Source organism: Paracoccus indicus (assembly GCF_003056335.1).
Classification (GTDB): domain Bacteria; phylum Pseudomonadota; class Alphaproteobacteria; order Rhodobacterales; family Rhodobacteraceae; genus Paracoccus; species Paracoccus indicus.
Genome location: NZ_PYWA01000001.1, coordinates 201664 through 227195, shown reverse-complemented (window position 1 = coordinate 227195; position 25532 = coordinate 201664). Strand labels below are relative to the sequence as shown.

At 64.8% G+C, this 25532-nt stretch carries 29 protein-coding genes; 11 read left to right on the top strand and 18 right to left on the bottom strand.

Annotated features, from left to right (window positions below):
* Positions 1-6: 6 nt before the first annotated feature.
* Together DDE75_RS01195 and accD are read right to left on the bottom strand one after the other, a co-directional pair.
* Positions 7-1278, bottom strand: a complete 1272-nt coding sequence (locus DDE75_RS01195) for a bifunctional folylpolyglutamate synthase/dihydrofolate synthase (RefSeq protein WP_108500560.1) — start codon at positions 1276-1278, stop codon at positions 7-9.
* A 58-nt stretch (positions 1279-1336) separates the two neighbouring features.
* Entirely contained in the window at positions 1337-2263 is a 927-nt protein-coding gene (gene accD, locus DDE75_RS01190) for an acetyl-CoA carboxylase, carboxyltransferase subunit beta (protein WP_108500559.1), read from the bottom strand.
* A gap of 88 nt (positions 2264-2351) precedes the next feature.
* On the opposite strand from accD, the gene cls reads away from it, so the two are divergent.
* Entirely contained in the window at positions 2352-3779 is a 1428-nt protein-coding gene (gene cls, locus DDE75_RS01185; protein WP_108500872.1) for a cardiolipin synthase, read from the top strand.
* Between the two features lie 18 nt (positions 3780-3797).
* On the opposite strand, the gene DDE75_RS01180 is transcribed toward cls, so the two are convergent.
* Positions 3798-4259 (bottom strand): Lrp/AsnC family transcriptional regulator, encoded by a 462-nt coding sequence (locus DDE75_RS01180; protein WP_108500558.1) that lies wholly within the window; start codon positions 4257-4259, stop codon positions 3798-3800.
* Between the two features lie 118 nt (positions 4260-4377).
* Here DDE75_RS01180 and DDE75_RS01175 point away from each other — a divergent pair, with 118 nt between their 5' ends.
* From DDE75_RS01175 to DDE75_RS01145, 7 genes are all read left to right on the top strand, one after another.
* Positions 4378-5169 (top strand): phenylalanine 4-monooxygenase, encoded by a 792-nt coding sequence (locus tag DDE75_RS01175; protein ID WP_108500557.1) that lies wholly within the window; start codon positions 4378-4380, stop codon positions 5167-5169.
* Between the two features lie 13 nt (positions 5170-5182).
* Positions 5183-5521: a 4a-hydroxytetrahydrobiopterin dehydratase gene (locus DDE75_RS01170; RefSeq protein ID WP_108500556.1), complete on the top strand. Its 339-nt coding sequence runs from the start codon at positions 5183-5185 to the stop codon at positions 5519-5521.
* A gap of 186 nt (positions 5522-5707) precedes the next feature.
* Positions 5708-6493, top strand: a complete 786-nt coding sequence (locus DDE75_RS01165; RefSeq protein ID WP_108500555.1) for a DUF6478 family protein — start codon at positions 5708-5710, stop codon at positions 6491-6493.
* A 10-nt stretch (positions 6494-6503) separates the two neighbouring features.
* Positions 6504-6899: a hypothetical protein gene (locus tag DDE75_RS01160; RefSeq protein ID WP_108500554.1), complete on the top strand. Its 396-nt coding sequence runs from the start codon at positions 6504-6506 to the stop codon at positions 6897-6899.
* A gap of 126 nt (positions 6900-7025) precedes the next feature.
* The gene (gene nspC / locus DDE75_RS01155; RefSeq protein ID WP_170310914.1) at positions 7026-8120 is read left to right on the top strand and encodes a carboxynorspermidine decarboxylase; all 1095 of its coding nucleotides are present in this window, start codon (positions 7026-7028) and stop codon (positions 8118-8120) included.
* Between the two features lie 40 nt (positions 8121-8160).
* The gene (locus DDE75_RS01150) at positions 8161-9387 is read left to right on the top strand and encodes a saccharopine dehydrogenase family protein (RefSeq protein WP_108500552.1); all 1227 of its coding nucleotides are present in this window, start codon (positions 8161-8163) and stop codon (positions 9385-9387) included.
* A gap of 197 nt (positions 9388-9584) precedes the next feature.
* Positions 9585-10772 carry an AI-2E family transporter gene (locus DDE75_RS01145; protein ID WP_245894574.1) on the top strand — a complete coding sequence of 396 codons (1188 nt, stop codon included), beginning with the start codon at positions 9585-9587 and terminating at the stop codon, positions 10770-10772.
* A gap of 57 nt (positions 10773-10829) precedes the next feature.
* Here DDE75_RS01145 and DDE75_RS01140 read toward each other — a convergent pair whose 3' ends face one another.
* A complete protein-coding gene (locus DDE75_RS01140; RefSeq protein WP_108500550.1) occupies positions 10830-11273 on the bottom strand; it encodes a pore-forming ESAT-6 family protein in 444 nt (147 codons plus the stop codon).
* 338 nt (positions 11274-11611) lie between these two features.
* Here DDE75_RS01140 and DDE75_RS01135 point away from each other — a divergent pair, with 338 nt between their 5' ends.
* On the top strand, positions 11612-12256 hold the full coding sequence (locus tag DDE75_RS01135; RefSeq protein ID WP_108500549.1) for a hypothetical protein: 645 nt from the start codon (positions 11612-11614) through the stop codon (positions 12254-12256).
* Positions 12257-12329: 73 nt separating this feature from the next.
* Here DDE75_RS01135 and DDE75_RS01130 read toward each other — a convergent pair whose 3' ends face one another.
* The gene (locus DDE75_RS01130; protein ID WP_162798864.1) at positions 12330-13739 is read right to left on the bottom strand and encodes a hypothetical protein; all 1410 of its coding nucleotides are present in this window, start codon (positions 13737-13739) and stop codon (positions 12330-12332) included.
* A 1119-nt stretch (positions 13740-14858) separates the two neighbouring features.
* On the opposite strand from DDE75_RS01130, the gene DDE75_RS17175 reads away from it, so the two are divergent.
* Positions 14859-15362, top strand: a complete 504-nt coding sequence (locus DDE75_RS17175) for a hypothetical protein (RefSeq protein WP_162798863.1) — start codon at positions 14859-14861, stop codon at positions 15360-15362.
* Positions 15363-15413: 51 nt separating this feature from the next.
* Complete coding sequence (locus DDE75_RS17170; RefSeq protein WP_162798862.1) at positions 15414-15596, top strand: hypothetical protein; 183 nt, start codon at positions 15414-15416, stop codon at positions 15594-15596.
* A gap of 392 nt (positions 15597-15988) precedes the next feature.
* Here the strand turns inward: DDE75_RS17170 and DDE75_RS01115 are convergent, their stop codons facing one another.
* From DDE75_RS01115 to DDE75_RS01060, 13 genes are all read right to left on the bottom strand, one after another.
* Positions 15989-16795, bottom strand: coding sequence for a DNA adenine methylase (locus DDE75_RS01115; protein WP_108500546.1), 807 nt, complete (start codon positions 16793-16795; stop codon positions 15989-15991).
* Between the two features lie 213 nt (positions 16796-17008).
* The gene (locus DDE75_RS01110; RefSeq protein ID WP_162798861.1) at positions 17009-17509 is read right to left on the bottom strand and encodes a hypothetical protein; all 501 of its coding nucleotides are present in this window, start codon (positions 17507-17509) and stop codon (positions 17009-17011) included.
* Positions 17510-17525: 16 nt separating this feature from the next.
* The gene (locus DDE75_RS01105; RefSeq protein ID WP_108500544.1) at positions 17526-18149 is read right to left on the bottom strand and encodes a peptidoglycan recognition protein family protein; all 624 of its coding nucleotides are present in this window, start codon (positions 18147-18149) and stop codon (positions 17526-17528) included.
* A 302-nt stretch (positions 18150-18451) separates the two neighbouring features.
* The gene (locus DDE75_RS01100) at positions 18452-18889 is read right to left on the bottom strand and encodes a hypothetical protein (RefSeq protein ID WP_162798860.1); all 438 of its coding nucleotides are present in this window, start codon (positions 18887-18889) and stop codon (positions 18452-18454) included.
* Positions 18873-19034, bottom strand: coding sequence for a hypothetical protein (locus DDE75_RS17165; protein ID WP_162798859.1), 162 nt, complete (start codon positions 19032-19034; stop codon positions 18873-18875). The genes DDE75_RS01100 and DDE75_RS17165 overlap by 17 nt, the downstream gene beginning before the upstream one ends.
* A gap of 5 nt (positions 19035-19039) precedes the next feature.
* Positions 19040-19267 carry a hypothetical protein gene (locus DDE75_RS01095; protein ID WP_108500542.1) on the bottom strand — a complete coding sequence of 76 codons (228 nt, stop codon included), beginning with the start codon at positions 19265-19267 and terminating at the stop codon, positions 19040-19042.
* A complete protein-coding gene (locus DDE75_RS01090) occupies positions 19264-19626 on the bottom strand; it encodes a hypothetical protein (RefSeq protein WP_108500541.1) in 363 nt (120 codons plus the stop codon). The genes DDE75_RS01095 and DDE75_RS01090 overlap by 4 nt, the downstream gene beginning before the upstream one ends.
* Positions 19623-20405 carry a hypothetical protein gene (locus DDE75_RS01085; RefSeq protein WP_162798858.1) on the bottom strand — a complete coding sequence of 261 codons (783 nt, stop codon included), beginning with the start codon at positions 20403-20405 and terminating at the stop codon, positions 19623-19625. The genes DDE75_RS01090 and DDE75_RS01085 overlap by 4 nt, the downstream gene beginning before the upstream one ends.
* Positions 20402-21349, bottom strand: a complete 948-nt coding sequence (locus DDE75_RS01080) for a hypothetical protein (protein WP_108500539.1) — start codon at positions 21347-21349, stop codon at positions 20402-20404. The genes DDE75_RS01085 and DDE75_RS01080 overlap by 4 nt, the downstream gene beginning before the upstream one ends.
* Complete coding sequence (locus tag DDE75_RS01075; protein ID WP_108500538.1) at positions 21349-21624, bottom strand: hypothetical protein; 276 nt, start codon at positions 21622-21624, stop codon at positions 21349-21351. Before DDE75_RS01075 ends, DDE75_RS01080 begins: the two co-directional genes overlap by 1 nt.
* 14 nt (positions 21625-21638) lie before the next feature.
* Positions 21639-22358, bottom strand: coding sequence for a hypothetical protein (locus tag DDE75_RS01070; RefSeq protein ID WP_108500537.1), 720 nt, complete (start codon positions 22356-22358; stop codon positions 21639-21641).
* A 7-nt stretch (positions 22359-22365) separates the two neighbouring features.
* Entirely contained in the window at positions 22366-23937 is a 1572-nt protein-coding gene (locus DDE75_RS01065) for an SGNH/GDSL hydrolase family protein (protein ID WP_162798857.1), read from the bottom strand.
* A gap of 98 nt (positions 23938-24035) precedes the next feature.
* Entirely contained in the window at positions 24036-25493 is a 1458-nt protein-coding gene (locus DDE75_RS01060) for a phage tail protein (protein ID WP_108500535.1), read from the bottom strand.
* Positions 25494-25532 lie beyond the last annotated feature (39 nt).

Genomic DNA, 25532 nt, shown 5'->3' with positions numbered 1-25532 from the left:
GACCCCTCAGCCGTTTTCCCGCAACACCCGCCCTGCCAGATAGAGCGAACCGCAGATCAGGATGCGGGCGGCAGGCGCCTCGGCCACGATCGCGCGGATGGCTTCGGCGGCATCATCTGCGGTGAAGGTCGCCATGCCGACCTGACTTGCGGCATCGGCGGTATCGCGGGCGGGCAGAGTGTTCGGCTCGCCCGGGATGTCGATGGCGGTCAGGCTGGCGGCATGTTCGGCTAGCGGGCGCAGATAGCCGGTGATGTCCTTGGTGTTCAGCATCCCGCAAACCAGATGCGTCGGGCGGGGCGGCATGGCGGCCAAGGTCGCCGCGACCGCCTGACCGCCCGCCGGGTTGTGCCCGCCATCCAGCCACAACTGCGCCTCGGGTCCCGCCAGATCGACCAGCGGGCCACGATGCAACTGTTGCATCCGGGCGGGCCATTCGGCCTGCGTCACGGCGGCCAGCGCCATGGCCTCCGTCGCGCCCAGCTGCCGCAGGGCGGCCAGCGCGGTCCCTGCGTTCTGCACCTGATGGTCGCCAATCAGATTGGGCATCGGCAGATCCCACAGCCCGTGATCGTCCTGAAAGACCATCCCGTCGCGGTCGCGCTGGATCATCCAGTGCTGGCCATGCGCGACGATCGGGGCGGACAGCCCTTGGGCGCGGGCCTCGATCACCTGCAGGGCCTGATCCTGCTGGGGGCCGACGATGCAGGGCACCTGACGCTTGATGATGCCGGCCTTTTCGCCCGCGATCAGGGGCAGGGTATTGCCCAGATATTGCGTGTGGTCGATGCTGATGGGGGTGATAACCGTCAGGGCGGGGTGATCGACCACATTCGTCGCGTCCAGCCGCCCGCCAAGGCCCACCTCCAGCAGGGTGTAATCGGCGGCGGTGCGCGAGAAGGCCAGGAAGGCGGCGGCGGTCGTGATCTCGAAGAAGGTGATGGGCTGGCCGTCATTTGCGACCTCGCATTCCTCCAGCGTGGCCGCCAGCGCATCTTCGCTGATCAGGTCCCCCGCCAACCGGATGCGTTCATGGAAATGCGCCAGATGCGGCGAGGTATAGGCGTGGACGCGCTTGCCCCCCGCCTGCAGCCCCGCGCGGATCATGGCCTGCGTGCTGCCCTTGCCGTTGGTGCCCGCGATGTGGATCACCGGCGGGATGCGGCGTTCGGGGTTGCCCAAGGCCGCCAGCAGCCTGTGCATGCGGTCCAGCGACAGGTCGATGACCTTGGGGTGCAGCGCCATCAGGCGGGCAAGAATGGCGTCGGATTGGCTCATGTCGGATCACGCCGGGGCGGCCCCGGGCCCCCCAGGTGTCAGGTCACGGATGTCAGGATCAATCGGCCTTGGTCAGCTCGGGCGGAATCGCCGGCGCCTCGAGCGTGGGGGCCGGCAGATCGGCGCGGGTCGGCGCGGGCATGCCGCCCAGCATCCGCAGGATCGAGACCAGCTCGTCGCGCAGCTTCTTGCGGTGCGTCACCCGGTCCAGCATGCCGTGTTCCAGCAGGTATTCGGCGCGCTGGAAGCCTTCGGGCAGCTTCTCTCGGATGGTCTGTTCGATCACGCGGGGACCCGCGAAGCAGATCAGCGCATTGGGCTCGGCGATCTGGATGTCGCCCAGCATGGCATAGCTGGCGGTGACGCCGCCCGTGGTCGGATGGGTCAGCACGACGATATAGGGGATGCCGGCTTCCTTCAGCATCTCGACCGCGACGGTCGTGCGGGGCATCTGCATCAAGGACAGGATGCCTTCCTGCATGCGTGCGCCACCGGCGGCCGAAAACAGGACCAGCGGCTTGCCGGTTTCCACCGCGCGTTCGGCGGCGGCGATGATGGCGTTGCCGACATACATGCCCATCGACCCGCCCATGAAGCTGAAGTCCTGGCCCACGGCGATGACGGGCGTGCGGCCCATCTCGCCCTCGGCCACCAGCATCGCCTCTTTTTCGCCGGTCTTGCGTTGGGCGGCCTTCATGCGGTCGGGATATTTCTTCTGGTCGCGGAACTGCAGCGGGTCGGTGACCGGCTCGGGGACCTTGACCTCGACGAAGGCACCGCCGTCAAACATCGCGGTAAAGCGTTCGCGGGGCGTGATCGCCATGTGGTGGTCGCAATTCGTGCAGACGTTCAGGTTGTCGGCCAATTCGCGGTGGAACAGCATCGTTCCGCATTCGGGACATTTGGTCCACAGGTTCTCGGGCACCTCGCGGCGCGAGAAGAGCGAGTTGATATGCGGGCGGACGTAGTTGGTGATCCAGTTCATCGCGGACGGCCTTGGCTGTTTCAGCCCCTCAGATAGGCCGCGACGCGGGGAATTGCAATTGCCGGGTGGTCCAAGGATGATGCGGCCCATGTGGGCGACGATCTTCTTTCTGATGCACAGCGCGCTGTCGCTGGCGATCATCGTGCGGGTGCTTTTGCGCCCGCGGATGGAGCCGTCGGTCCGGCTGGTCTGGATCATGGTGGTCGAGGCCGTGCCGCTGGTCGGCGTCATCGCCTATCTGCTGTTCGGCGAGATCCGCATGAACCACGCCGAGGTCCAGCGCATGGCCGATGTGCGCGACCGGCTGACCGGCATGTGGACCGACAGCCCCGCCCAGCTGCGCGATCCGCCCGACCACGCGCAGCCCGTGATCGCGGCCAATGAATCCGTGGGCGGAATGGCGGCGCTGTCGGGCAACCGCATGACCCTGCTGTCCGAGGGCGACGAGGCGATCGACCAGATCGTCAGCGCCATCGACCGGGCCATCGATCACGTCCATCTGCTGTTCTACATCTGGCTGCCCGACATCAGCGGCACCAAGGTCGCCGAGGCGATCATCCGCGCCGAGGGGCGGGGCGTGCAGTGCCGCATCATCGTCGATGCGCTTGGATCGCGCGGGCTGGTCCGATCGCCCCTATGGGGCCGGATGGAGCAGGCGGGCGCGGAATGCGTGACGGCCTTCCCTTGGGGGTTGCCCTTCATCAGCGTGCTGTTCCAGCGGCTGGACCTACGCAATCACCGTAAGATCATCGTCATCGACAACGATCTGGCCTTCACCGGCAGCCGCAACTGCGCCGATGCCGCCTTCGCGGTCAAGGCGCGCTTCGCCCCTTGGGTCGATCTGCTGGTCCGGGTCGAGGGGCCGGTGGTGCGCCAGTTGCAGTCGGTCTTTCTTGGCGACTGGATGAGCTATACCGGGCGCGACCTGGGGCACATGCTGCAGCTGGTGCCCTCGGTGCCGGGGGCTGCGACGGTGGCACAGGTGGTGGCGACGGGGCCTGATCTGCGGGCGGGCAGCGTGTCGGACTGCCTTGCGGGGATGCTGCATGCCGCGCGGCACAACGTGGTGGTGACCACGCCCTATTACGTGCCCGATGCGGCGCTGGATGCCGCCATTCGCGCGGCGGCGCGACGGGGCGTGCAGGTGACGATGATCCTGCCCGCCCGCAACGACAGCCTGATTGTGGGGGCGACGGCGCAGGGCTTCTATCACGGATTGCTGGCGGCGGGGGTGCGGCTGATGCTGTTCGAACCAGGGCTGCTGCATGCCAAGGTGATGACCGTCGACGGCCGCATGGCCATGCTGGGCAGCGCCAATCTGGACCGCCGCAGCTTCGAGCTGAACTACGAGGTCAACATGGCCGTCTTCGACCCGGAACTGGTCGGCCAGCTCGAGGCCCGCCAGCTGAGCTATGTCGGGCGGGCGCGGCCCATCACCTTGGATCAGGTCCGGAATTGGAGCCTGCTGCGGCGCCTGCGCAACAACCTGATGGCCTTGGCCGCGCCGCTTCTGTGACCGCTCAGACGCGACTGATTAGACGGGCAGGGCGGTGCGGTATTTCGTCTGGCGCAGCACGAAATGCGTCACCGTGCTGCGGATGATGCCCAGGGGCAGCATGCGGCGCATCAGGAAATGTTCCAGCCCCTCGGGGTCCGCGGCGACGATCTTGAGCTGATAGTCCGAGGTGCCGGTGATGGTCGCACATTCCATGATCTGATCCTCGGATTGCACGAAGCGGTCGAAACGCGCCAGCGTCGCCTCGGTATGATCCAGAAGTGAGACCTGCACATGCGCCATCGCGTGCAGCCCCGCCTTGGCGGGGGCGACGATGGCCACCTGCCGCTGGATCACGCCATCCTCGGTCAGGCGGCGCAACCGGCGCCATGCGGGGGATGAGGACAGCCCCGCCGCATCGGCCAGCGCCTGCGTGGACAACGTGGCATCGTCCTGAAGCAACCGCAGGATGCGGCGGTCGATCTGATCCAATTCGGGCATCGCATGCCTTTCCGTGGCTTTCCTGGGGAAGGTTATGCCCCAGAATGCCCACCCTGGCGCATATCCGGCAAGGCTTTTCCCGCCCGTGCGGTAATCTGGACCCCAGGGAGGATATGTCATGCCGAAATCGACCGAATATGATGCCAAGCATGCCGACATGGACGGCTTCATCGCCTATGACGCCGAAGAGGATGCCGTCTGGCGCGACCTTTACGCCCAGCAGATGCCCGCCGTGCGCCGCCACATGGCCACGCCCTATCTGAGGGGGCTGGACCTTTTGCAGATGCCCACCGACCGCGTGCCGCAATGTCCCGATATCTCGGCCCGTCTGGGGGCGCTGACCGGTTGGCGGGTCGAGCCCGTGCCCGCGCTGATCGGCTTCGGGCGGTTCTTCGGGATGCTGGCCGACAAGGCCTTTCCCGCCGCCAGCTTCATCCGCAAGCGCAAGCATTTCGACTATATCGAGGAACCCGACATCTTCCACGAGATCTTCGGGCATACGCCCCTTTTGACCGACCCGGCCTTTGCGGCCTTCAGCCAGGCCATCGGGCAGGCGGGCACGCAATGCGACAAGGCCGATTACGCCTGGCTGATCCGGCTTTACTGGTTCTCGATCGAATTCGGGCTGATGCGGCAGGACGGTGAATTGAAGGCCTTGGGCAGCGGGCTTGCCAGCTCGGTCACGGAACTGCCATGGTCCTTGTCGGGACAGCCCGAACTGCGGCCTTTCGACGTGATCGACATCCTGCGCACGCCATACCGGATCGACATCCACCAGCCGGTCTATTTCGTCATCGAGGATCTGGACGACCTGTTCGCCGCCGCACGCCGCGACCTGCTGGCCGATATCGCCCATGCCCGCAGCCTTGGGCTGCACGCGCCGAAATACCCGCCCAAGACCGCCGCCTGAAAGGACCTTCGCCATGACCACCTGCAACCTGGCCGACAAGACCTGCGAACCCTGCGCGGGGGGCATCGCCCCCTTCGACGCCGAAACCGCCCGCACGCGCGTGGCGGAACTGACCGGCTGGACGCTGTCGGATGATGCGACGCGGATCACCCGCCGCTTCGACTTCAAGGGTTTCGCCAAGGCGGTCGAGATGGCCAACCTGGCCGCCTGGTTGGGCAACAAGCAGGGTCATCACCCTGATATCGCCTTCGGCTGGGGGTATTGCGCGGTGACCTTCACGACGCATGAGGCCGGAGGATTGACCGAAAACGACCTGATCTGCGCCGCGCGGCTGGACGCTTTGGTGGCATAAGGCCACCCTGCGGTTGCAGAAGGCTTGTTCCGCCCCCGATCTGCCGCTATTCCTTCGGGGGAAGTGCAAGGGGTTGTAACGACTGACGGTTCCCCGGGCCGGGGCTTCGCGGGTCAAGGTTTCCCTTCCCGTGGCCGGACCGGTCACGCGGCCCCCCGCACGGACGAACAAGCAGGGGCATCCGGCATGGCGCGTCATGAACAGGGTTGGCTTTCACGTCGCATCCGCGCGCGCGCCGCGCGTCAGTGGCAGGGCTTGCTGGACCGCGCGCAGCGTCGCGACAGTCCCGTGCCGCGCGACATGCGCGATGAGGCGCGCGACCTGCAGCAGATCCTGACGCGCTATCTGCACACCACCGAAATCCGGTCGCTCGGCACGCGCGATTCGCTGTCGCGGATGGAATTGCCTGCCGGTACCGACTGGCGCTGGCGACCCGAGATCCTGCGCGCCCGTAATGCCATTCCCGCGCTGGTCGCCCCGCCAAGCGGGCGCTGGCTGTCCGATGAGGTCGCGCTGTTTCACGACTGCCCCAAGCGGGCGCTGATCCTGCGCCAGGCGCGCAACCGTCGGGCGACCGATCTGTCGGATTACGCGCTTGCGCTGGAGGTGATGGGCTTCGAGGGCAGCTTCCTGTCGTTCTCGCTGGGGTTTCCGGCGCAAGCGCTGGAGGGTTTGGGCGGCCATCATGTCGTGCGGCTGGAATCGACCCTGCAATCGGAACGCCCGATCACCGTCTATGCCCGGCTGAATATCCAGCAGGGCCCCAATACCGAAAAGATCCTGCGCCAGATGGGCGACCCGATCGAGGGTGCGAACTGCCATCGCGTCGTCGAGTTCGACCTGGGCTATGCCGACATGTCGCAACGCTCGATCGAGAAGGTCTGGCTGGACGTGATCTTCGAGGCCCCCTTCATGAATGCCGTGGCGTTGCGGGATGTGATCCTGTCGCGCCACGCCCGTGCCCAGATCTGAGGAGGCGACCATGATGCAATTCGAAAGCCACGGTCTGAAGGGTGGTCTGTGGCGCGGTCGTCTGACCCACCCGCAGGGCGCCCCCGCCCGCATCGTTCTGGTCCTTCACGGAGAGGTCATGGCCGAGGGTCGCATGACCGCCGATGGCGAGGATGCCTCGCTGGTCGAGGTCGATCTGCCCCGCGACGTCCTGTCGGAAGGGGTGCAGACCCTGCTGCTGCGCGCCGACGCGGGCGAACCGGGCGAGGAGGTTCACCCCGATGCGGAGCTGCTGGCCCGCATGCCCTTGTTGGCCGGTCACCCCCTGGACGAGGATCTGACCACGGAAATCACCGCCCTACGGGCCGAGCTGGAGCTGATGAAGCGCGAGTTGCGGCGTTTCGCCTCACGCGTGCTGGCGGGCTGAGCGGGCCGGGGCGCCTTTACCGGGATGTCATGCTTCCTTGCGAAAAGCGGGGGGCATGGCTATATCGCAGGCTTCGTGACCGCCCCGCGCTTGCCAGTGCCTGTATGATAAGGTTCGCCCATGACGTTGCCTTCGACGCCCCACTATCTGATCGACATGGCGAAGCTGCGCGCCAACATGGAAAAGGTCGCATGGCTGCGCGAGGCGTCGGGCGCCAAGGCGCTGCTGGCGCTGAAATGCTTCGCCACCTGGTCCACCTTCGACCTGATGCGCGACTACATGGACGGCACCACCTCTTCCTCGCTTTATGAACTGCACCTGGGGCACGAGAAGTTCGGCAAGGAAACCCATGCCTATTCGGTGGCCTGGGCCGACCACGAGATCGACGAGGCGGTGGGTTACGCCGACAAGATCATCTTCAACAGCCTGTCGCAGCTGGACCGCTATGCCGAGAAGGCCAAGGGCATCGCGATGGGCCTGCGCCTGAACCCGCGGTTTTCCACCAGCGGCTTCGATCTGGCCGACCCCGCGCGTCCCTTCAGCCGTCTTGGCGAATGGGACATGGAACGTCTGGAAACCGCGCTGGACCGCATCAGCGGCGTGATGATCCACTACAACTGCGAGAACGGCGATTTCGACCTGTTCGACCGCCAGCTGACCCGGATCGAGGATGAGTTCGGCCCGCTGCTGCACCGCCTGGACTGGGTTTCGCTTGGGGGCGGCATCCATTTCACCGGCGAAGGCTATCCGCTGCAGCGCCTTGCCGACCGGCTGAAGGCCTTCCAGGAGCGTTTCGGCGTTCAGGCCTATCTGGAACCGGGCGAGGCCAGCATCACCAAGACGACCACGCTGGAGGTCAGCGTGCTGGACATCATCAACAATGGCAAGGACGTCGCCATCGTCGACAGCAGCACCGAAGCGCACATGCTGGACCTGCTGATCTATCGCGAGGATGCCAAGCTGCCGCAATCGGGCGATCACGCCTATCAGATCGCGGGCAAGACCTGCCTTGCGGGCGACATCTTCGGCGAGGCGCGGTTCGACAAGCCCCTGCAGATCGGCGACCGGATCAGCATCCAGGATGCGGCCGGATACACGATGGTCAAGAAGAACTGGTTCAACGGCGTGGCCATGCCCGCCATTGCCCTGAAGGAAGATGACGGAACGATCCGCACCGTTCGCAGCTTTTCCTATGACGATTACAAAGGCAGCCTGTCGTAAAGGCCACCCATCCTCTGCCACCCTGTGAAAGGAGACAGAATTGGCGAAAAAGAACGTGCTCATCATCGGTGCCGGGGGCGTGGCGCAAGTCACCGCCCATAAGGTCGCGCAATGGGCGGGCGAATTCGGCGATCTGCATATCGCGAACCGCACGCAATCCAAGGCCGATGCCATCATCGACAGCCTGCGCGACAAGGGCCATGACATGCCCTTCACCAGCCACGCGCTGGATGCCATGGACAGCGATGCGGTCGAGGCGCTGATCCGCAAGATCGATGCGGGCATCGTCATCAACGTGGGCACGGCCTTCATCAACATGACCGTGCTTGAGGGCTGCATCCGCACCGGTGCCGCCTATATCGACACGGCCATCCATGAAGATCCCGCCAAGATCTGCGAGACGCCCCCCTGGTACGGCAACTACGAATGGAAGCGCCGCGAAGACGTCGCCAAGGCCGGCATCACGGCCGTTCTGGGCGCGGGCTTCGATCCCGGCGTGGTGAACGCCTATGCCCGCCTGGCCGAGGATGAATATTTCGACAAGATCGACAGCATCGACATCGTCGACATCAACGCCGGTTCGCACGGCCGCTGGTTCGCCACGAACTTCGACCCCGAGATCAACTTCCGCGAATTCACCGGCACGGTCTATTCCTGGCAGGGCGGTGAATGGAAGACGAACAAGATGTTCGAGGTCGGCCGCGAATGGGATCTGCCCGTTGTCGGCAAGCGCAACGCCTATCTTTCGGGCCATGATGAGGTTCACAGCCTGTCGGCCCGCTACAAGGACGCCGACGTCCGCTTCTGGATGGGCTTCGGCGAACATTACATCAACGTCTTCACCGTGCTGCAGAACCTTGGCCTGCTGTCCGAACAGCCCGTCAAGCTGGCCAATGGCGAAGAGGTCGTGCCGCTGAAGGTCGTCAAGGCCGTGCTGCCCGATCCCGCCAGCCTTGCGCCCGATTACGAGGGAAAGACCTGCATCGGCGATCTGGTCAAGGGCACCCGTGACGGCAAGCCGGGCGAGGTCTTCATCTACAACGTCGCCGATCACAAGGACGCCTATACCGAGGTCGGCAGCCAAGGCATCAGCTATACCGCGGGCGTGCCGCCGGTCGCGGCCGCAATCCTGATCGCGCGTGGCCCTTGGGACGTCAAGAAGATGGCCAACGTCGAGGATCTGCCTGCGCGGCCCTTCCTGGAACTGCTGGGCGACATGGGTCTGCCGACCCGTGTCATCGACGCCACGGGCGATCACCCCATCTGAGGGTTTCGCCCGAAGAGATCATCCTTGGCTTCCGCTGCGGCGGGTCGGAACATCCGGCCCGCTGTTTGCGTTCGCACCCGAATGACATGCACCAGAGGCGTTGGGGGACGCGGTGCTGAACGGGGGTTATGATGCCTGGTCCTGATGGACATCTCTTTCCGCGCGTACCGCGAAAGGAAGACAGCTCGGTTCCGCGCATGGCCAATTGGGCCGTGATCGGGATCTTTCTGATCCTGGGCTTTTCGGCCCTGGCCGCAGGGCGCGATTTCCTGATGCCGGTGACGATGGCGTTGCTGCTGTTCTTCGTCTTCACGCCGCTTCGCCGTTTCGCGCGCAGGCGCGGCATACCGGACGGCGCGACCGCGCTTGGCGTGACGGTCTCAATCCTGCTGTCCGTGGCGATCCTGGCCTATGCGGCCAGTGGCCCGATCAGCCGCGCGATGAACAACATGCCGATCATCAGCCAGCAGTTGGAGGCCAAGTTCGACAGCGTCCGCGACTCCGTCTCGGATCTGCGCGACGCGGCGCAACGTATCGAGGAAGCGCAGGAGGTGGCCCCCGAAGAGGGCGAAGCCCCCGCCATCAAGATCGAACAGCAGGGCCAGACTACGCTTGGCACCGTCGTCAAATCGGCGCCCCTACTACTGGGTCAGACCTTCTTCACGATGATCCTGCTGTTCTTCATGATTGCCTCGGGCGATCTTCTGTACCTGAAGATCGTCCAGAGCTTCGACCGGATGCGCGACAAGCGCGGTGCCTATCTGGCCCTGCGCGAGATCGAGGACTCGCTTGGCAACTATCTGGGTGCCATCACCGTCATCAACGCGGGGTTGGGCCTGGTCGTCGGCTTGGCGATGTGGGCCTGGGGCATGCCGGGGGCGCTTCTGTTCGGGCTTGGGGCCTTCGTGCTGAACTTCATCCCTTATCTGGGCGCGATCACGGGCGTCGCCATTTCGGGGCTGGTGGCGCTGGTGGTGATGCCGGGACTGTTCTGGCCGGGCATGGTGGCGCTGACCTATCTGGGTCTGACCTCGCTGGAGGGGCAGATCATCACGCCCTATTTCGTGTCGCGCCGGTTGCAGATGAACACCGTGGTGGTCTTTCTGGCCGTCGCGCTTTGGGCATGGCTGTGGTCTGTGATCGGCATGGTCATCGCCGTTCCGGTTCTGGTGGTCCTGCGCGTTTTGGCCGATCACATCCCGGGGTGGGAGAAATTCGGCAACTTCCTTGCCGGTGACGAACCCCCCGCGTTGGAGGATGACGATCAAGAGGACGCCCGCGATTTGGTCGAGGCCGGGGCCGAGGCCGAAGATGAAGCATCGGCCCGCCAAGTCACCGCCGAAGTTGCCCGCACCCATGGCGCCCCGGACGCCGCAGACCCCTGATACGAAAAACGCGGGCCGTGATGACTGCCCGCGTCCGAGAATATCATGCTTGGCGGATCAGCCTGCGGGGTTCGCAGGGGCCGCGTGATTGACGGCGGCTTCGATCTGCTTGCAAGTCTGTTCGACGTTGCTGTTCTGGCTGGCGGCGGCATCGCTCAGCGACATTTCCGCATCTCCGATGGCCACGGTGCCTGCTGCGCCCTTCTCCTCGGCGGTCTTGCCGGTAGCCTCATCGCCTTCGGGCAGCATGCCGATCAGGCTGGCTTGCGCATCGACGGCCTCTTGCCCGGAAAAGCCCTGATTCTGGCAGTACTTGAGGATGCCAAGCTGGTTCCGCGCGGCCTCGTAGGTTGCGGCCGCATCCATCGGCTGCGGCGCGGGTGCCTCGGCGGTTTCGGCCTTGGCAGCGGGGGCCTCGGTCGGGGTTTCGGTACCCTGCGCCATCACGGCAACGGGGGCGGTCAGTCCAAGGCCAACGGCCAATGCGATATGGCGGATCATGCGATTTCTCCTTTTCCGTCATCTGTGCGTCTTCCGGCCTTTCGGCTTTGCGGCGCATGACAATCAGCTAGGTGTCTTTTCCGGGGATTGCCCGTCCGAAATCGGCGCGTCGGGGATTCTGGCGAAAGCTTGCCGCGTAGGGCCTTATAGCCGGGGGCTGATCGGCAAGTTCCGGCCATAGGCCTAGGCGGAACCTGAAAAACCCCCTGTTTTCAAGCACGTTCAGGTGATCGGCGCGTGATGTCGGGCCGTCCGACGGGCAAGGCTGTCGTAAAGGACAGGGAACGACCTGGGCCTTCATCGGCGTTATCACTGCAATCACATGACGGAGAACGCAGATGTTCAATTCCTCGATCAAGACCCTGATGCTGGGCGGCAAGGCTGCGGCCATTGCCGCACTGATGGCAGGCACGGCAATGGCCGAAACCACCATCATCTCGACCCCCACGGGCAACGACGTTCTGGCCACCGAAAGCGCGATGGACGCCGAGCCGTCCAAGGGCATTGTCTGGGCCGACGACTTTCCCGTGCTGGAAGAAGTCGAGAATAACGACGCCATCATCGACACGATGATCGCGCAGGGCTTCACCGACCTGAAGATTACCCGCAAGGGGCCGATGCTGACCGTGACGGGTCAACGTGCCGGTGTGCCCACCGAACTGGTCTATAGCACCGCCAACGGCCGCCTGATCTCGGTGGACGGCGTCGAGACGCAGGACCGCACGGTCGATGGCACCCCCTCGATCGCGGATCGGATGATGGACAATGTGGCCGATGGCGATGGCAATGCCGAAACGGCGGATGAGGCCATGGGCACCGATACCTTGGGCGGCACCACCGGAACCGACACCGGCACTGGCACCGATGCGGGCGCCGATCTGGGCGGTGACGGCACCGGCGATGCGGGCACCGACACGGGATCAGACGCCGATGGCGACAGCGGTTCGGATGACGGGTCCGAAGGTGGCGACAGCACTAACTGAGCGATCGGCCTGAGAACACATGGACAGGTCGGGCCATTACGTCCGGCCTTTTCCATGCGCAGGGGCCGCCGCGCTACAGAACGCCGATCGCCACTGCCGCCGAGGTGCCCAGGGTCCAGATCACCGCGACGCCGATGCTGTAGGTCCAGTTCCACCGCGGGCCCACGGTGAAGGCGGACCGCCCGACCAGCGATGCGGCATAGGCCACCGTGGTGATGAAGGGCGAAAAGCACATTACCGCCGACCATATCCCGATCAGCTGCACCGCGATGGCGACGTCGGACAGCCCCGGGATCGCCAACTGACTGCCAAGGCTGCCAAGGACCGAGGCCGTGATGATCGGGTTGATCCCGATGCAGCCCAACCCGAACAGCAATCCCGCAAAGATCCACAGGACGGGCAGGGCGGTCAGCTGCATGTCGATGGCCAGCAGGCGGATCGCCTCGGTCGGCATGACCTCGACCACGAGGACCGACAGAAGCCCGGCCGAGGCAAAGACCCCCAGCTCGGACGCGGCCAGCGGAAAGCGTGATACGGAAACGCCCAGCACCTGCGTCGTGGCGGCAAGGGCGCGGCGACCTCCGGTCCAGGCGGCCCATCCGATGCTGTAGCTGGGCACCACCAGCAGCAGCGATTGCTGGAACGAGAGCGAGGTCTGTGCATTCAGCAGGATGACCGCAGCACCCAGCAAGGTCACATGCAGCATCAGCAGCCAGACCGCCCGCCCGTCGGCGGGATCAGGGGGTGCGGCCCTTTGCGCCACGACCCGACCACGCGGCGCGGTCACCCGGTCCAGCATCCAGCCATAGCCCGCGCAAAGGAACGACAGCGCGAACCCGAGCGGCGCAAAATCTAGATAATCAAGCGAGGGCATCGAGATCAGCAGCGAATTGACCGCGAACCCCATCGGAGACCACAGCGCCACCAGCGAAAACCCCCGCGTGACGGCCAGGGTCATGCGGCGGAACTTGACCTCCTGCAGGTCGGGCGGCAGATGCGACGACCCCGTCGCCATCGCACGCATCGCCATGTCCAGCAGGATGGCCAGCCCGCCAAGGTTGATCAGCGTGCCGAAGATATGGCCGCCGAAGTTCAAGGCCAGATAGCGCCGTCCGGGCGGTTGCGCGGTCAGATAGCGACCGGCCCGCTCGATCTCGGGGGCGGCGGCGGCGGCGCTGCGCAGCACCCCCAGAAGCGCCAGCAGCGAGGCAAGGAAGACCGCGCGTTCCGACGCATGGCCGAAGGCATGCACGCCGACGCCCTGCCACAGGCCGATCGCGACCAAGGCGGCCGCCAGCACCATCGGCACGATGCTGACGGCGGTCAGTTGCCGCCATGTCATCGCGAAGAAGACCACCAGCGCGGCCCCCGCCGCAAAGGCCATCCACTCGATCGGCTGAAAGATCTGGATCAGCCCCGTCGCGATCACCACGCAGATGCAGATGCGGGCGATGATGTCGGGCAGGGCGGGGGCAACTTTCATGGGGCGGCATTCCTTGGTGCGGACCGGGCCGCCTTGCAATTCACCGCGCAGCTTTTCAGAGCCGCCCGGAAAGGTGAAGGGGCAGTCATCCGTCGCGGTCGCAGTTCAGGTCGGCCGGGCGCATGAGATCGGCACCAGGCAATAGCTGCCAAGGGGTCAAGGCGGGGCCGCGTCGATCCAAGGGATGGGCTAGATCGCATGGAAACGGATCGGCCGAGACGACAGCCGAGGGCTTGCAGTGATGTCCCGACCCGAGCGGATGTTGATACACCAGCCGTTCCTGTCCGGTTTCTGGCATCCGGCCACAGCATTTTCAAACAGTTTTACCCGTGCTCTATTCCCCTAAGCGGGCTCCTGAGCCAGCCTTGGCACCACCAAGCTGGATGATGGGGCGGAAGGGGAGCAAGACGTGTATGTGCGACAGCTTCGCCCGGCGCACAAACGCCGCTTGTTCTGATCATATCGTCACCACGGCTTTCGGACGGCAGGATCAGGACAGAACGCGCGCTGAAGGCCTGATCTCTGGATAAGAAAACTGACGGACGCCGGAACAAGGTTTCGGCAACTGGCCATGACGAGCAGTTCTCGGATCGCCGGGACCGTTTCCCGGCCAGACCATTCTGCCGGACAGATCCTTGGCGCTTCGCAAGTGGGCAAGATGCAATTCGGCATGACGTGATCGCGCTCGTACAGTCTGCCGTCACGACATTTGCTTTTCGATGCGCCGTCGAGGAACCGGCGGCGGCTAGCCGACCTTGCGCCACAGGTTGGTAGGAATGGTGACCCCGACAGGACTTGAACCTGTAACCTGCCCCTTAGGAGGGGCTGGGTTCCCCCGCAGATCCTGCAAATCTGTGCAGAAAAGAAGCCCCCATGCATGCCCGTTCTCGGTTTGGACAGCCGAGGATGATATTTGCAGGTTCGCCGAACCAAAAAGCAAACCCCACGGTGCAGTACAATAAAGTATTAATGATTGCCATTGACAGGAGTGGCCCGCAACTCTGCGAACTCGGCTTTAACCTGCCCTTAATCTTTAAATGTGATCATATGATCTCAGCTAGAAACTAGATGTTGGGTCGTTATATAGGAGGCTGTGCAGCGGTAGCGTAAGAGGTTTCAGTGGCGTTTATTTGCGCAGTAGATGAGGACGCTGATCAAGTTGAAATCACCGTCTCTATCTCCGACGAAGATGCGTACGCTCGAATCTGTCTCGGGCATGACGATCTGACGGGTGCTATCTACAGCGTCCTCGTGGACATGCCGCGCTACCTACCTGAACCCAATGGTCGCGATGTCCATTTCACTATCACGGAAGTAGTGTTCGAAGACGGAGAGCAGCTCGAATACGCACATCGTGATGGACTCGAAACAAGATTTTTAGACAAGAAGGCTCGTCGGGTCGCACTGTCTTGCATCATCACTGCCATTGCTCAACTGGCATCTGAACTCAACCCTGACACTATTGTGATGACTACGATCACTCCCCATCTTCCTCCAAAAGCACTAGGTAAGTACTGGGCAGTCTGCAAGGCTATGAACGAAATGGGGTACGTTGCGAGACGTGATAGCCCTTTCCATGGAACGCAGATTTGGATTATGAATCGAATCACGGACGAAACTTGACCGAACCCTACACGTTGCTTCCGCATACAGCTCCGGAGGGAGACAAGGAACATGAAGGCACCAGTCGATCGCGAACTTCAGATTGAGATCATGAAAAATGCTAAGCAGCGCTCGGATGAGCGACTAGAAAAGTGGAAGAAAGACGCTGTCGTGCGGGACATGATTAGCCGTCCTTCTCCTAAGCAGGCGAGTCTGACCGTCACGACTGGCGTTCGCCTGCGTAAGTGCGCCTGAATTCATCTACCTGTTCCCTTTGTAGAGCCCCGCACTTGCGGGGCTTTTTCTCGATTTTTGTCTGGATTTTATGCGGTCTTGGCACCTGCATGATGATCACTAGTTTTGCTAGCTAGCGCTCCAGATTTAGCTAAATTTACTTAGTGGTACATCTACCGTTCCCCTGCCCATCCTCCCTGACCATCCAATATGAAAGCTCGTCCCTGACGACAATTAGGTCCTGCTGACCAACCCGTCCGCAGCGCCTGCACCGGGCTCGCGCTAGGATCTCGTTGCGGTACCTGAATTCGGAAAAAGCCACTTGTGCGCGATGACCGCAGGTGCAGAAGATCTCGACAGTGTGGGCCATGCCGTAGCGGATAGTCCGCGGCATGGCGGTCTGTCAAATCACGCTAGATCAGCCGTGCCTCCTCTGCCCTGTTCGAGATGATCAGCTCCTTGGCCTGCGTCCCCGCTCCGGCGCTGATGGTGTAGGTCAGGGACACCTCCTCGAAGCGGAAGGCGGCAAAGGTCTCGCGGATCTCGGGCGTGTCGTTGATCGACAGGATGAAGCCGCCTTTGATCTGCGCCAGCTGGTCGGCCATCTTCGCGAACTGGCCGCGATCGAACATGCCCTTGCCGTAATCCGCCTCGCCCCCGAAATACGGCGGGTCGAGATAGAAGAGCGCCCGGTCGCTGTCATAGCGGTCGATCAGGTCCGCCCAGTCCAGGCTCTCCAGCACCACGCCATCCAGGCGCTCGCGTGCCTCCTCGAGGATGATCTCCAGACGCGCCAGGGAAAAGCGCGGGCCGTTCGTGGCCGCCACGCCGAAGACACCGCCCACCTGGCCGCCGAAGGCCAGGCGCTGCAGGTAGAGGAACCGGGCGGCCCGCTCCAGATCCGTCAGGGTGGCGGGATCGGTGGCGCGCAGGCGCTCGAACTCGCGCCGGCTGGCCAGCTGGAAGCGCATCACCTCCATCAGCTGCGGATAGTGACGCTGCAGGATCCGGAACAGATTGATGATCTCGCCATTCAGGTCATTGGCCACCTCGAGGGTCGGGCGGAACCGGCGGCGCAGGAACACGCCCCCCATTCCTACGAAGGGTTCGATATAGGTGCGGTGCGGGATCGCCTCGATCCGCTGGATGATGCGCCCGTGCAGGCGCTTCTTGCCCCCCAGCCAAGGTGCGACAGGGGCGGCGGGTTTGACTTGTTTCACGGTGTGATTCTCGCTTAGGCGACACCTGCCCCGCGCGGGGTGCAGGCGACCATAAACACCTTCAGGTCGGTGCGGTTGGCCCTCGAAAAGCAGCCGCACGGATCGGACCGCGAGGTCCGGTCCCCTGCCGCGACGCGGAGGGGCAATCAAAGGGCCGGAATGGTGGGCGATCCGCACCGCCATCCCGGTCTGGTTTTGGGATAGCCGGGTGCCTCAGCGGGCGGCGTTAGCCGTGGCCTGCGCCAATGCCACACTCAGCTTGTCGGGGGCGACGCTCCCCAGTTGCTTGATCAGCTCGGCGCGGGCCATGTCCTGCAGGTGCTGACGGGCGCCTTGGGATCGGTCAAGACCGAAGCGCTTCAGCGCATCGCCGGCACCTTCATCGACATAGGGCAGCATGGCGCGTGCCGCGGCACTCAGCCGCTGGCCGATCGGCAGGTCGGCTGCCTGGTCCAGCAGCCATTCCAGCCCAAGCCGGGCAGCACGCTCCATGGCGGTCTGGATGGTGTCGCGGGCCTTGGCGTCCAGCGCTGCGCCGGTCACCTTGGTCACCACGGCGGCGATGAACCCGGCCGCGGCAGAGGCGAAGAGCGCGGCCAGCCAAGCGATGCCTTGGTCGACCAGCTGCGGGATCCCCTCGGCGGCCAAAGCTGCGACGGGGGCGGTCATCAGGGCAGCGGCCAGCGCCGCCAGCGTGGGGGTGATGCGTGTCATCAGGATCTCCATGGGGTCAGAGGGTTTGCAATTCGCGGGACACCAGGTCGCGCAGACGATCGCCCACCGCGACCGGATCGGCAGGCCCCGCCATTCCCGGCAGCCAGGTGATGTCCCATTTCTGGCGCTGCGCGATGCCGAGGGCGGGCTGGATCTCGGCATGCGACAGGGTCGACCAGCGCGAGACGGGGATGTCATAGTCCCGGCAGAGCCGCGCGGTGACGCGGGCCAGCTGGCAGACCTGCCACGGCGTGATCGGCGCGCGGCCCGGGTCGAAGGGGCGTTCCTGCGCGCCGGCCATGGCGCAGAGCGAGACACCGATGGCGCCGCTGTTGGCATTCAGGGTGTGGGATCGACCGGCGGTGGCTTCGACCGGCCAGCGCGGCGCACCTTCGCCGGGGATCAGGCAGTGATAGGACCGCAGGTCGGTGGCGTTCGGGTGGTGATTGCCAGCCGTCCAGTGCCAGTGGATGCGGGTGATGCCGGTCGGATGTGCGAAGGGCAGCCCCTTGGCCGCCTGCGCCGCGCAGGCGGCGGCATAGGCTGACCGGGTGCGCGGGCCATCGATGCCATCGATGGGACCGGGCCAGAAGCCCAAGGCGGCGCAGCGCGCCTGGCGTGCGCGGATCTGGTAACTCATGAGGATCTCCGGACATGAAAAAGCCCCGCACGATGGCGGGGCTGGGGTTGAATGACTGCATGGGAAGGAATTGTTTGTGGCTTACGCTGGCATGCGCGCTATTCCGGCCATGCCAGCAAGGCGACCCTGCACTGTGAGGGTACCAGGGTCGCCGCTCATTCGGGTCACGTCACCACCTTGTAGCGGATGGCGTCATCACCGACGCAACCGAGCTCTAGGCTCAGGTTGACCGTGACCCGTCCCGAGGCGACCCAAGGCAGGACCATCAGGTGCCGGGACAAACTGCGAGTATAGGGAAGGGGTCACCGCCGCCAGCGAACCAGCAGCGCGACGATGGCGCGGCACATCGGCGCGGCGCGGGGATAGAAGGGGGCGGTCAGGATGCTGTACCGCCCTCGGGCGTGATCGGGGATCAGCAGCCAGAACAGCACCAGCAGGTGACGGCCGCCCCAGATGAACAGAAGGCCCAGAATGATGTTGGGGATGGGACGCCCCACCAGGGCATGCCAGGCCGACCAGCTGCCCTCATGCACCGCATCCAGCGCCAGCGGCATGACATCCCAATAGAGCGCCCGCAGCGCCGAGGCGGTGAAGATCAGCACCACGCCGGCCGAGAGGTGATAGACGGGCGATCCGTCGGCCCGCATCGCCACGGGCAGGAAGCCGCGGGCGACCAGCGCCATGGTCGTGGCCAGCATCAGCGCGACAGCCCATGCCGCCAATTCAAGGATTGTTGTCACCACGCTTCCTTTCCTTCAGTTCATCCAGCAGCCGGGCAAGATCATCCACCTTGCTGGCAACCTCGCGGTTACGGTCCTCCATCTCGGCCAGCTCGCGCTGCCGGATCTGGCGGCATGTTTCGCGCTTGGGGCGGAACCAGGACATGGCCGTCACTCCCGTCGCGCCTGGCGGATGTTCTCCGCCAGGTCGTCCAGCGTCCGCGCGACTTCCTTTGTCAGATCGGAATGCGCCCTGTTGGCGTCCTTCATGTCCTCCATCCGGGCCTCGTTCAGCCGCCGGATCTCACGCCAGAGCGCGATGGCCACGAAGCCCATGCCCACGATGACGACGGCGGGAAGCCCGCCGCCCATCTCCTCGATGATGCTTTCGGGGTTCATCGGTTCCTCCGGGTCACGCCTGCGGTGCCGATGATGGCCAGGATCAGCATCGCCAGCCCCACGACAGCGCCGCGGTTGCGCCAGGCCCCGGCGGCGACTGCCGCGCCGCAGGCGACCGCCGTGGCATCGACCAGGCTGTCGGTAAACCCGGATCCGGCAAAGACCAGCTGGCCACCCTCCCAGAGGAAGAGATAGGCCAGAGTCACAATCAGAGCGCCGCGCCATGCGCCGCAGATCCAGCCGATGACGGCGGTGAGGAAGATCCCGATCGAGAAATGGCCCAGCAGCGCCGCGCCCCAGACATAGGGGTCGAGCTGGGCTTCAGGGGTGGCGAACATCTCGCGCAGAAGGTCGATCATGCCGCCATCCCCAGCCCGTATTCCTGGTTCAGTCGCGCCCGGATGGCCTGCACCCGGGCGGCATAATCCCCGCCCTGGATCAGCGACAGGGTGCGATAGAGCACGCCGTTGATGCCGCCGCCTGTCGATTGCCCCGCCGCGATGCGCTTGATCAGGTAGCTCGCGTGTGGGTTCGGCGTGGATCCACGGAACTCCGCATTGATCCAGACGGAAACATTCCCGCCCGGAACGTCCTCGATCTCGTAGAGGCGGATGAGCGGCGCAACAGGCGGGCTCAGCGGGATCGTCGCGTTCACGTTCGTCCCGTCGTTCTTTGCCAATCGAAGCGAGCCGCCGCCTGCCAGCAGAAGAAGGTTGGTCTTTCCGCCATCGGCGTTTGTCTCGCCCTGGCCTGCGATGAACTGGTTGACGTCGACGCTGCGGAAATCGACCACGACGAACAATCTCGTGCCGACCACGTCGGCCTGGCTTGCGAGCGAGAAATAGTCGTTTGGATCGAGATCGACCCCATTGCCGACAATCGGCACCGTCCCGTTGACGGTCAGGTTGAACATGGCTCCCGCACCACCGAGATTTGGTACCGAGGTGATCAAGCCGCCATTTGCCACCCCTTGGGCATATTTGTGGTCCATGGGGACCTGCCCGGGCCCGATGCCGTACCAGGTGCTGATCGGCGGCGCTGGTTTCGACCAGACTCGCTCTGCGCCGCGATAAAGTGCCCGAGCCTCGGCACTGCCGTAAAAGAGCCGGGGCTCATTCCTCAGGTCCAGCACGCTCATCCGGTCACCACGTAGGAGGTCGAGGGATCGGGACTGGCGGGCAGGGTAGCGGTCCTGACCACGGGCGGGGCGGGACCGCGCAGGTCCTGCGTCTGGTAGGTGCTGCCGTCAGAGAAGCTCAGGGTGAGGATGCCGCTGGCGGCGTCATAGGTCTCGTCGGTGATGCTCCGCCCGTCGCTGCCGCCCGTGCCGCGCAGATCGGCGCTGGCATAGGTGGTGCCGTCGGTGAAACTCAGCGTCAGGATGCCTGTCGCCGGGTCATAGCTCTCATCCACGATGCCGCGCCCGGCCTCGCCCCGCCCGCCACGCAGGTCCTGCGTCCGGTAAATGCCGCCGTCGCTGAAGGTCAGCGTCAGGATGCCGCTGGCCTCGTCATAGGCTTCATCGACAATGCCGCGCCCGTCGCGGCCATTCGTGCCGCGCAGATCGCCGGAGGCGAAACTCGTGCCATTGGTGAAGCTCAGCGTCAGGATCCCCGTGGCGGCGTCATAGCTCTCGTCGGCGATGCCGCGACCCGCCTCGCCACGTCCGCCGCGCAGGTCGGGCGTCTGGTAGCTGGTCCCGTCGGTGAAGCTCAGGGTCAGCACGCCGGTCTCGGGGTCATAGGACTGGCCCGAGATGCCGCGCCCGTCATCGCCCCGCCCGCCGCGCAGATCGCCGGTCGAGAGGATCGCGCCATCGGTGAAGGTCAGCGTCAGGACGCCCGTGTCCGGATCATGGGACCAGGCGGCGATGCCTCGGCCTGCCGGTCCCTGGACGGGGCCGGTGTTCTCCCATCCATCGTCGGTCCGGACATGCAGATCGCCCGCGATGAGCCAGCCGTCGCCCGGCGCCGCATCATCCGGCAGGGCGGCGGTATCGGGCAGCGTGCCCTTGATCGTCAGACCGCGTCCGGGGACGCCCTGCAGGCCGCGGAAGCCGGCCTTGATCACGTGAACGGTCATCAGCAACCTCCTTCGGAGAGCAGATAGAGACGGTCCATGAACCGCCAGCCCGCGCCGGCATCCACATAGACCGTGGCGGTGTAGAGCCGGGGCGGCAGGGCGGGCAGGATGAACTGATAGCCGTCCACCGCTCCCGCCCCGTCGATCCGGACGCAGGCGGAAGCCGTCTCGATGCGCAGCTGGGCGGCGGCATAGCGTTCCTGCCCGCCGGTCTCGTTCTCGAAGCTGACAATGAAGGGCTCCGACGCGCCGGGCTTGTAGGGGATGGTGGTCATGGCTGAACCCGCCCTCAGGCCAGGTTCAGGGCGATGCCCCGGCCGACCGCGTAGTCGCGGCTGAAGGCGGCGACGACGCCCGCCTCGGCATCCGACAGCGCCCGGTCGTAGATCAGCGCCAGCGCCATGTCGGATTGGCCAATAAAACCACTGTCATACAACCGCCCGAGTCTGATCAGACCCGCACCGTTTGCGACACGATCTTCGGTTCCCGCAGAATTGTTGGCGTTCCCTGTCGTGTGATTTTTCAACGTCGCCGCGCCGGTGCTTGGCACTTGCAAAGAATAAACACCCCAGGAGGTCGTATTGGAGGTCACACCGACAGATCCCCCGCCACCAACCCTTCCAATGGATGCCGTCATGGACGTTGCGCCGCTTCCCGCATAAAGGGATATGCCCCTGGTTGTTCCCCCTCCGTAAGTTCCGATGAAACCTACGGGATCGGAAGATGTTTCCCGCGTCACGACGAAGAGCGACATGGCCAGCGTCTCGTCGATATCGGTCTGCAGATAGCCGTCCTGCGACAGGGTCGCAAAGTTGCCGCCCCATGCAGGCGATCCGACTGGCACCGCATCGGCGCCGCCTGCCCAGTTGCGCAGGCCGATCTTCTCACCATTGCCGAGAAAGAAGGCGCCCTTCAGGTTGGCGGGGTAGGGGACCTGGAACGCCGCCAGCGGCGGATAGCCGGTGCCGGGCAGGGTGACGTCGTCGCCAAGATAGATCATGCGTGCCATGGGGCGCTTATCCTTTGAAGATGAAGTTTGTCAGGATGTCCTCGGCCAGCACATCGGCACCGATTTGGGTGACATGCAGGCTGTCGAGGAACAGCCCATGGCCGTTTGCAGTCGCGTAATCCGACCAACGGTCGAACAGGGAAATGTATTCGTGCCCTTCTTCAGCGCACCACATCCTCGCTGCGTCGCGATATTCGGACAGGGGGATCCTTGCCACGCCATCGGTCTGCGGAGGGACGCAGATGATGAAACCAATGTCAGGAACTGCCGCACGACATGCCGAGACCATGGCATCGAGCGCTGCAATGTAGTTTTGGGGCGTCGACAGTGAGTTTCGGTAATCGTTGGTTCCCAAAATCAGAACCACGACATCGGGCTGCATGTCTGCCATCGGAGCGGTCACATAGTCGATGTAGTTAATCATCCTTGCGCCGATGGTTCCGCCGTTCCCGAACTTCAGGACTTCCGCGCCGTTGACATTGCGCGTGGTGTAGATGCCCGCCATGGAAACAACACCGGCATTGCCCGTGGTGTCGATTTCGAGCGTGTGGGCAGCGTCCGACAAGCCACCGATCAACGTCGTCTTGAACGCCCCTGAGGACGTGTTGTTGACCGTCACCCATGGACCGGCGTCAACGCGATATCGCCAAGTTCCACCGTGCTCGTAGCTGTAGATCTGCATTTCTGTTGCGACAACGCCTACCAATGCCATGGTCGCGGATGCAGTATTCGTCCAAACCGTATTTCCATCAGGCCCAGATCCATAAATGGGGTCGAAGTCGAACGAGCTGCCGTCGGTTCCAGACCATCCAGACTGCGACCACGTCGCGGGACCGACAGTGCTGCCACTCGCCGCAGGCCGAAAACCTTCCCCCGAGAGGCCGAGGCGTTCGTCGAGCCGCGCCCGAAACGCACGCGAAATTATGGGCATTTCCCACCAGCTGTCGCCGATGCCCGCGATCTTCAGCTTCGCACCGGGAACGCCCGCACGGATCTGCGCCAGGCGCGTGCGGACGCGGTGCAGCGATGCGCCATCGGTCACGCTGGCTGCCCGATCCCCGCCATCGCCGTCGCGGCGGTAGCCGGGGATAACCAGACCTTCGGCGTCCGCCCAGATCAGGACCTGACCGCCAGCGCCAAGGACCGGCACCAGCGCCGCCGTTGGCGTCACCTTGCGCGACACGTCCTGCACGGCCAGATCGCGAAGGCCGGGGGCCATGCCTGCCGCGTCCAGCATGCCCTCGTTCAGCCAGACGGCCACATTCGCGGCGGCATCACTGAACAGCGGCACCATGGCGGGGGCCGGGTTCGTCACGCGCAGCAGCGCGTCGATGAAGCCGACCGAAGGGTAGCGGGCCGCCACGCCCCACGAAGGCTGCGTCTCGAAGAGCGGATCGTCGTCGGTCAGCCCTTGCCCGCGCACCACCAGGTAGTCGCCTTCGGACACAAGGATCCGACCGATCTGGGCGGGTAGGTTCTCCTGCCCCGCGATGACCGCCGACAGGCGGTTGTTGAACAGCTTGCCCGAGTCGGCGATGTCGGCCTTTCCCGCTTGCAGCAGATCGATGACGCGTTGCACCTCGGCGACGAACTCCGTCCAGGAGGCAGTCTTGAGCGTGGCCGACCCGGTCAGGGTCGGAGAGAAGGCTGGTGCCGGCATGGCAGCTCCTTTGGATGTCAGGCGGTGGTGGCGGAGCCGCTGCCCGAGAAGCCGGACAGGTTGCCCCATTGGTCGCGGGCGCGGGCGAAGTAGAAGCGGGTGGTGCCGCTCGTCAGGCCGGTCTCGGACCGGGTGACGCTGGCGGATGCGCCGGCATCGACGATGACCAGCAGGGTGGCGGTCAGCGGGCTGTCCACGTCGTTGCCGTAGATCAACAGCTTGCGGGCCCGGTTGTCGGAGGCCTGCGTGGCGGTGATGTCGATGCGCGTGCCGCCCTGCGCCTTGGCGGACGGTGCGGGCGGATCATCGACGCTGTCGGCGGGACCGGCGGCGGTGATGACATCCGACAGCCGCCATGCCGATTGCCCCCAGGTGCCCAAGGTGCGGACGCGCAGGCGATAGTCGTTGTCGATGCGTGGCCATTGCAGGGTGGCGGCATAGACGCCGACGCCATCGGCGGCCGACAGATCCAGCGCGCCGCCCGATCGCCAGACACTCCATGATCCCCCGGGCGGACGGGTCTGCCATTCCCACAGGTATCCGGTGGCCGAGGCGGAAGCCGATGCCGACCATGCGGCAGTGACCCCCGGGATGACGGTATCGCCGCTGGTCTCGGCCGCGGGCGTGCCGGTGACGACCGAGACGGCGGCGGGGGGCTGGACCTTCTGCAGGGTGGGCAGATCGCCCGCATCGTTCATCACCTGCTCTTCGCTGCCCGGGTTCCAAGCATAGATCGCGGGGCTTTCCTCGCGCAGGACGGTCGGCAGGCGGATGGTGACCGAGGTCTCGTCGTTGGCCCCCGCGGCGGGGGCGATCTGCTCGACCTCGTAGAGCCCGTCCCATGATCCATAGGGCGGGCCCAGCTGCACCGTGGCGATCGACCCCGACACAAGGTCGAAGCTGTCGGGGAACAGCTCGGCCGTGATGCCGCGCTGCATCCGCGACCGCATCGCCATGATCTTGGCGATCCGCTGCGCCTGGCGACCATCGGTCACGAAATCGAGGTCGACCGTCAGGCGCTTCGGCATGCCCCCGTCCTGCGCCTGCGCGCCGGGGATGACATGAACCGGCGTCTCGGCGCTCTCATAGGCGCGGTCGGGGGCGGGATAGCGGGCGACGGCCTCGGTCACCAGCTGGTCGGCGGACCGCCAGCGGATGAACTCGGGCGGCTGGCCGGTGGTGAAATCGGTGATCGTCGCCACGCTGGCCCGCGGCGTGGCCGGGACCAGCGCCAGCCGCCCGCCGATGCGGGAGAACCGCGACGCGCCCGCATCCAGAAGCGGCTGCAGCTGGTCCTCCAGTTCCGTGCCGTCCGAAAAGACCAGCACGCCGTCGACACGGTATCGCGGGATGGTGCCGCCGGCGCGGGTGCCGATCGCCTCGGCCGCCACATCGGCGCCCCATTCGAAACTGTCCAGCCGCAGGTAATCGTCGGCATAGGGCCGCAGCGGGTTGGTGCGCAGCGCGTCCAGCACGATCAGCGCCTGGTTGCGGCTGAACTTCTGCCGGCCGTC

Coding starts and splice junctions, on each gene's coding strand:
- DDE75_RS01195 (WP_108500560.1), bottom strand. CDS start 1,278: ATGAGCCAATCCGACGCCATTCTTGCCCGCCTGATGGCGCTGCACCCC.
- accD (WP_108500559.1), bottom strand. CDS start 2,263: ATGAACTGGATCACCAACTACGTCCGCCCGCATATCAACTCGCTCTTC.
- cls (WP_108500872.1), top strand. CDS start 2,352: ATGTGGGCGACGATCTTCTTTCTGATGCACAGCGCGCTGTCGCTGGCG.
- DDE75_RS01180 (WP_108500558.1), bottom strand. CDS start 4,259: ATGCCCGAATTGGATCAGATCGACCGCCGCATCCTGCGGTTGCTTCAG.
- DDE75_RS01175 (WP_108500557.1), top strand. CDS start 4,378: ATGCCGAAATCGACCGAATATGATGCCAAGCATGCCGACATGGACGGC.
- DDE75_RS01170 (WP_108500556.1), top strand. CDS start 5,183: ATGACCACCTGCAACCTGGCCGACAAGACCTGCGAACCCTGCGCGGGG.
- DDE75_RS01165 (WP_108500555.1), top strand. CDS start 5,708: ATGGCGCGTCATGAACAGGGTTGGCTTTCACGTCGCATCCGCGCGCGC.
- DDE75_RS01160 (WP_108500554.1), top strand. CDS start 6,504: ATGATGCAATTCGAAAGCCACGGTCTGAAGGGTGGTCTGTGGCGCGGT.
- DDE75_RS01145 (WP_245894574.1), top strand. CDS start 9,585: ATGGCCAATTGGGCCGTGATCGGGATCTTTCTGATCCTGGGCTTTTCG.
- DDE75_RS01140 (WP_108500550.1), bottom strand. CDS start 11,273: ATGATCCGCCATATCGCATTGGCCGTTGGCCTTGGACTGACCGCCCCC.
- DDE75_RS01135 (WP_108500549.1), top strand. CDS start 11,612: ATGTTCAATTCCTCGATCAAGACCCTGATGCTGGGCGGCAAGGCTGCG.
- DDE75_RS01130 (WP_162798864.1), bottom strand. CDS start 13,739: ATGAAAGTTGCCCCCGCCCTGCCCGACATCATCGCCCGCATCTGCATC.
- DDE75_RS17170 (WP_162798862.1), top strand. CDS start 15,414: ATGAAGGCACCAGTCGATCGCGAACTTCAGATTGAGATCATGAAAAAT.
- DDE75_RS01110 (WP_162798861.1), bottom strand. CDS start 17,509: ATGACACGCATCACCCCCACGCTGGCGGCGCTGGCCGCTGCCCTGATG.
- DDE75_RS01105 (WP_108500544.1), bottom strand. CDS start 18,149: ATGAGTTACCAGATCCGCGCACGCCAGGCGCGCTGCGCCGCCTTGGGC.
- DDE75_RS17165 (WP_162798859.1), bottom strand. CDS start 19,034: ATGTCCTGGTTCCGCCCCAAGCGCGAAACATGCCGCCAGATCCGGCAG.
- DDE75_RS01095 (WP_108500542.1), bottom strand. CDS start 19,267: ATGAACCCCGAAAGCATCATCGAGGAGATGGGCGGCGGGCTTCCCGCC.
- DDE75_RS01090 (WP_108500541.1), bottom strand. CDS start 19,626: ATGATCGACCTTCTGCGCGAGATGTTCGCCACCCCTGAAGCCCAGCTC.
- DDE75_RS01085 (WP_162798858.1), bottom strand. CDS start 20,405: ATGAGCGTGCTGGACCTGAGGAATGAGCCCCGGCTCTTTTACGGCAGT.
- DDE75_RS01080 (WP_108500539.1), bottom strand. CDS start 21,349: ATGACCGTTCACGTGATCAAGGCCGGCTTCCGCGGCCTGCAGGGCGTC.
- DDE75_RS01075 (WP_108500538.1), bottom strand. CDS start 21,624: ATGACCACCATCCCCTACAAGCCCGGCGCGTCGGAGCCCTTCATTGTC.
- DDE75_RS01070 (WP_108500537.1), bottom strand. CDS start 22,358: ATGGCACGCATGATCTATCTTGGCGACGACGTCACCCTGCCCGGCACC.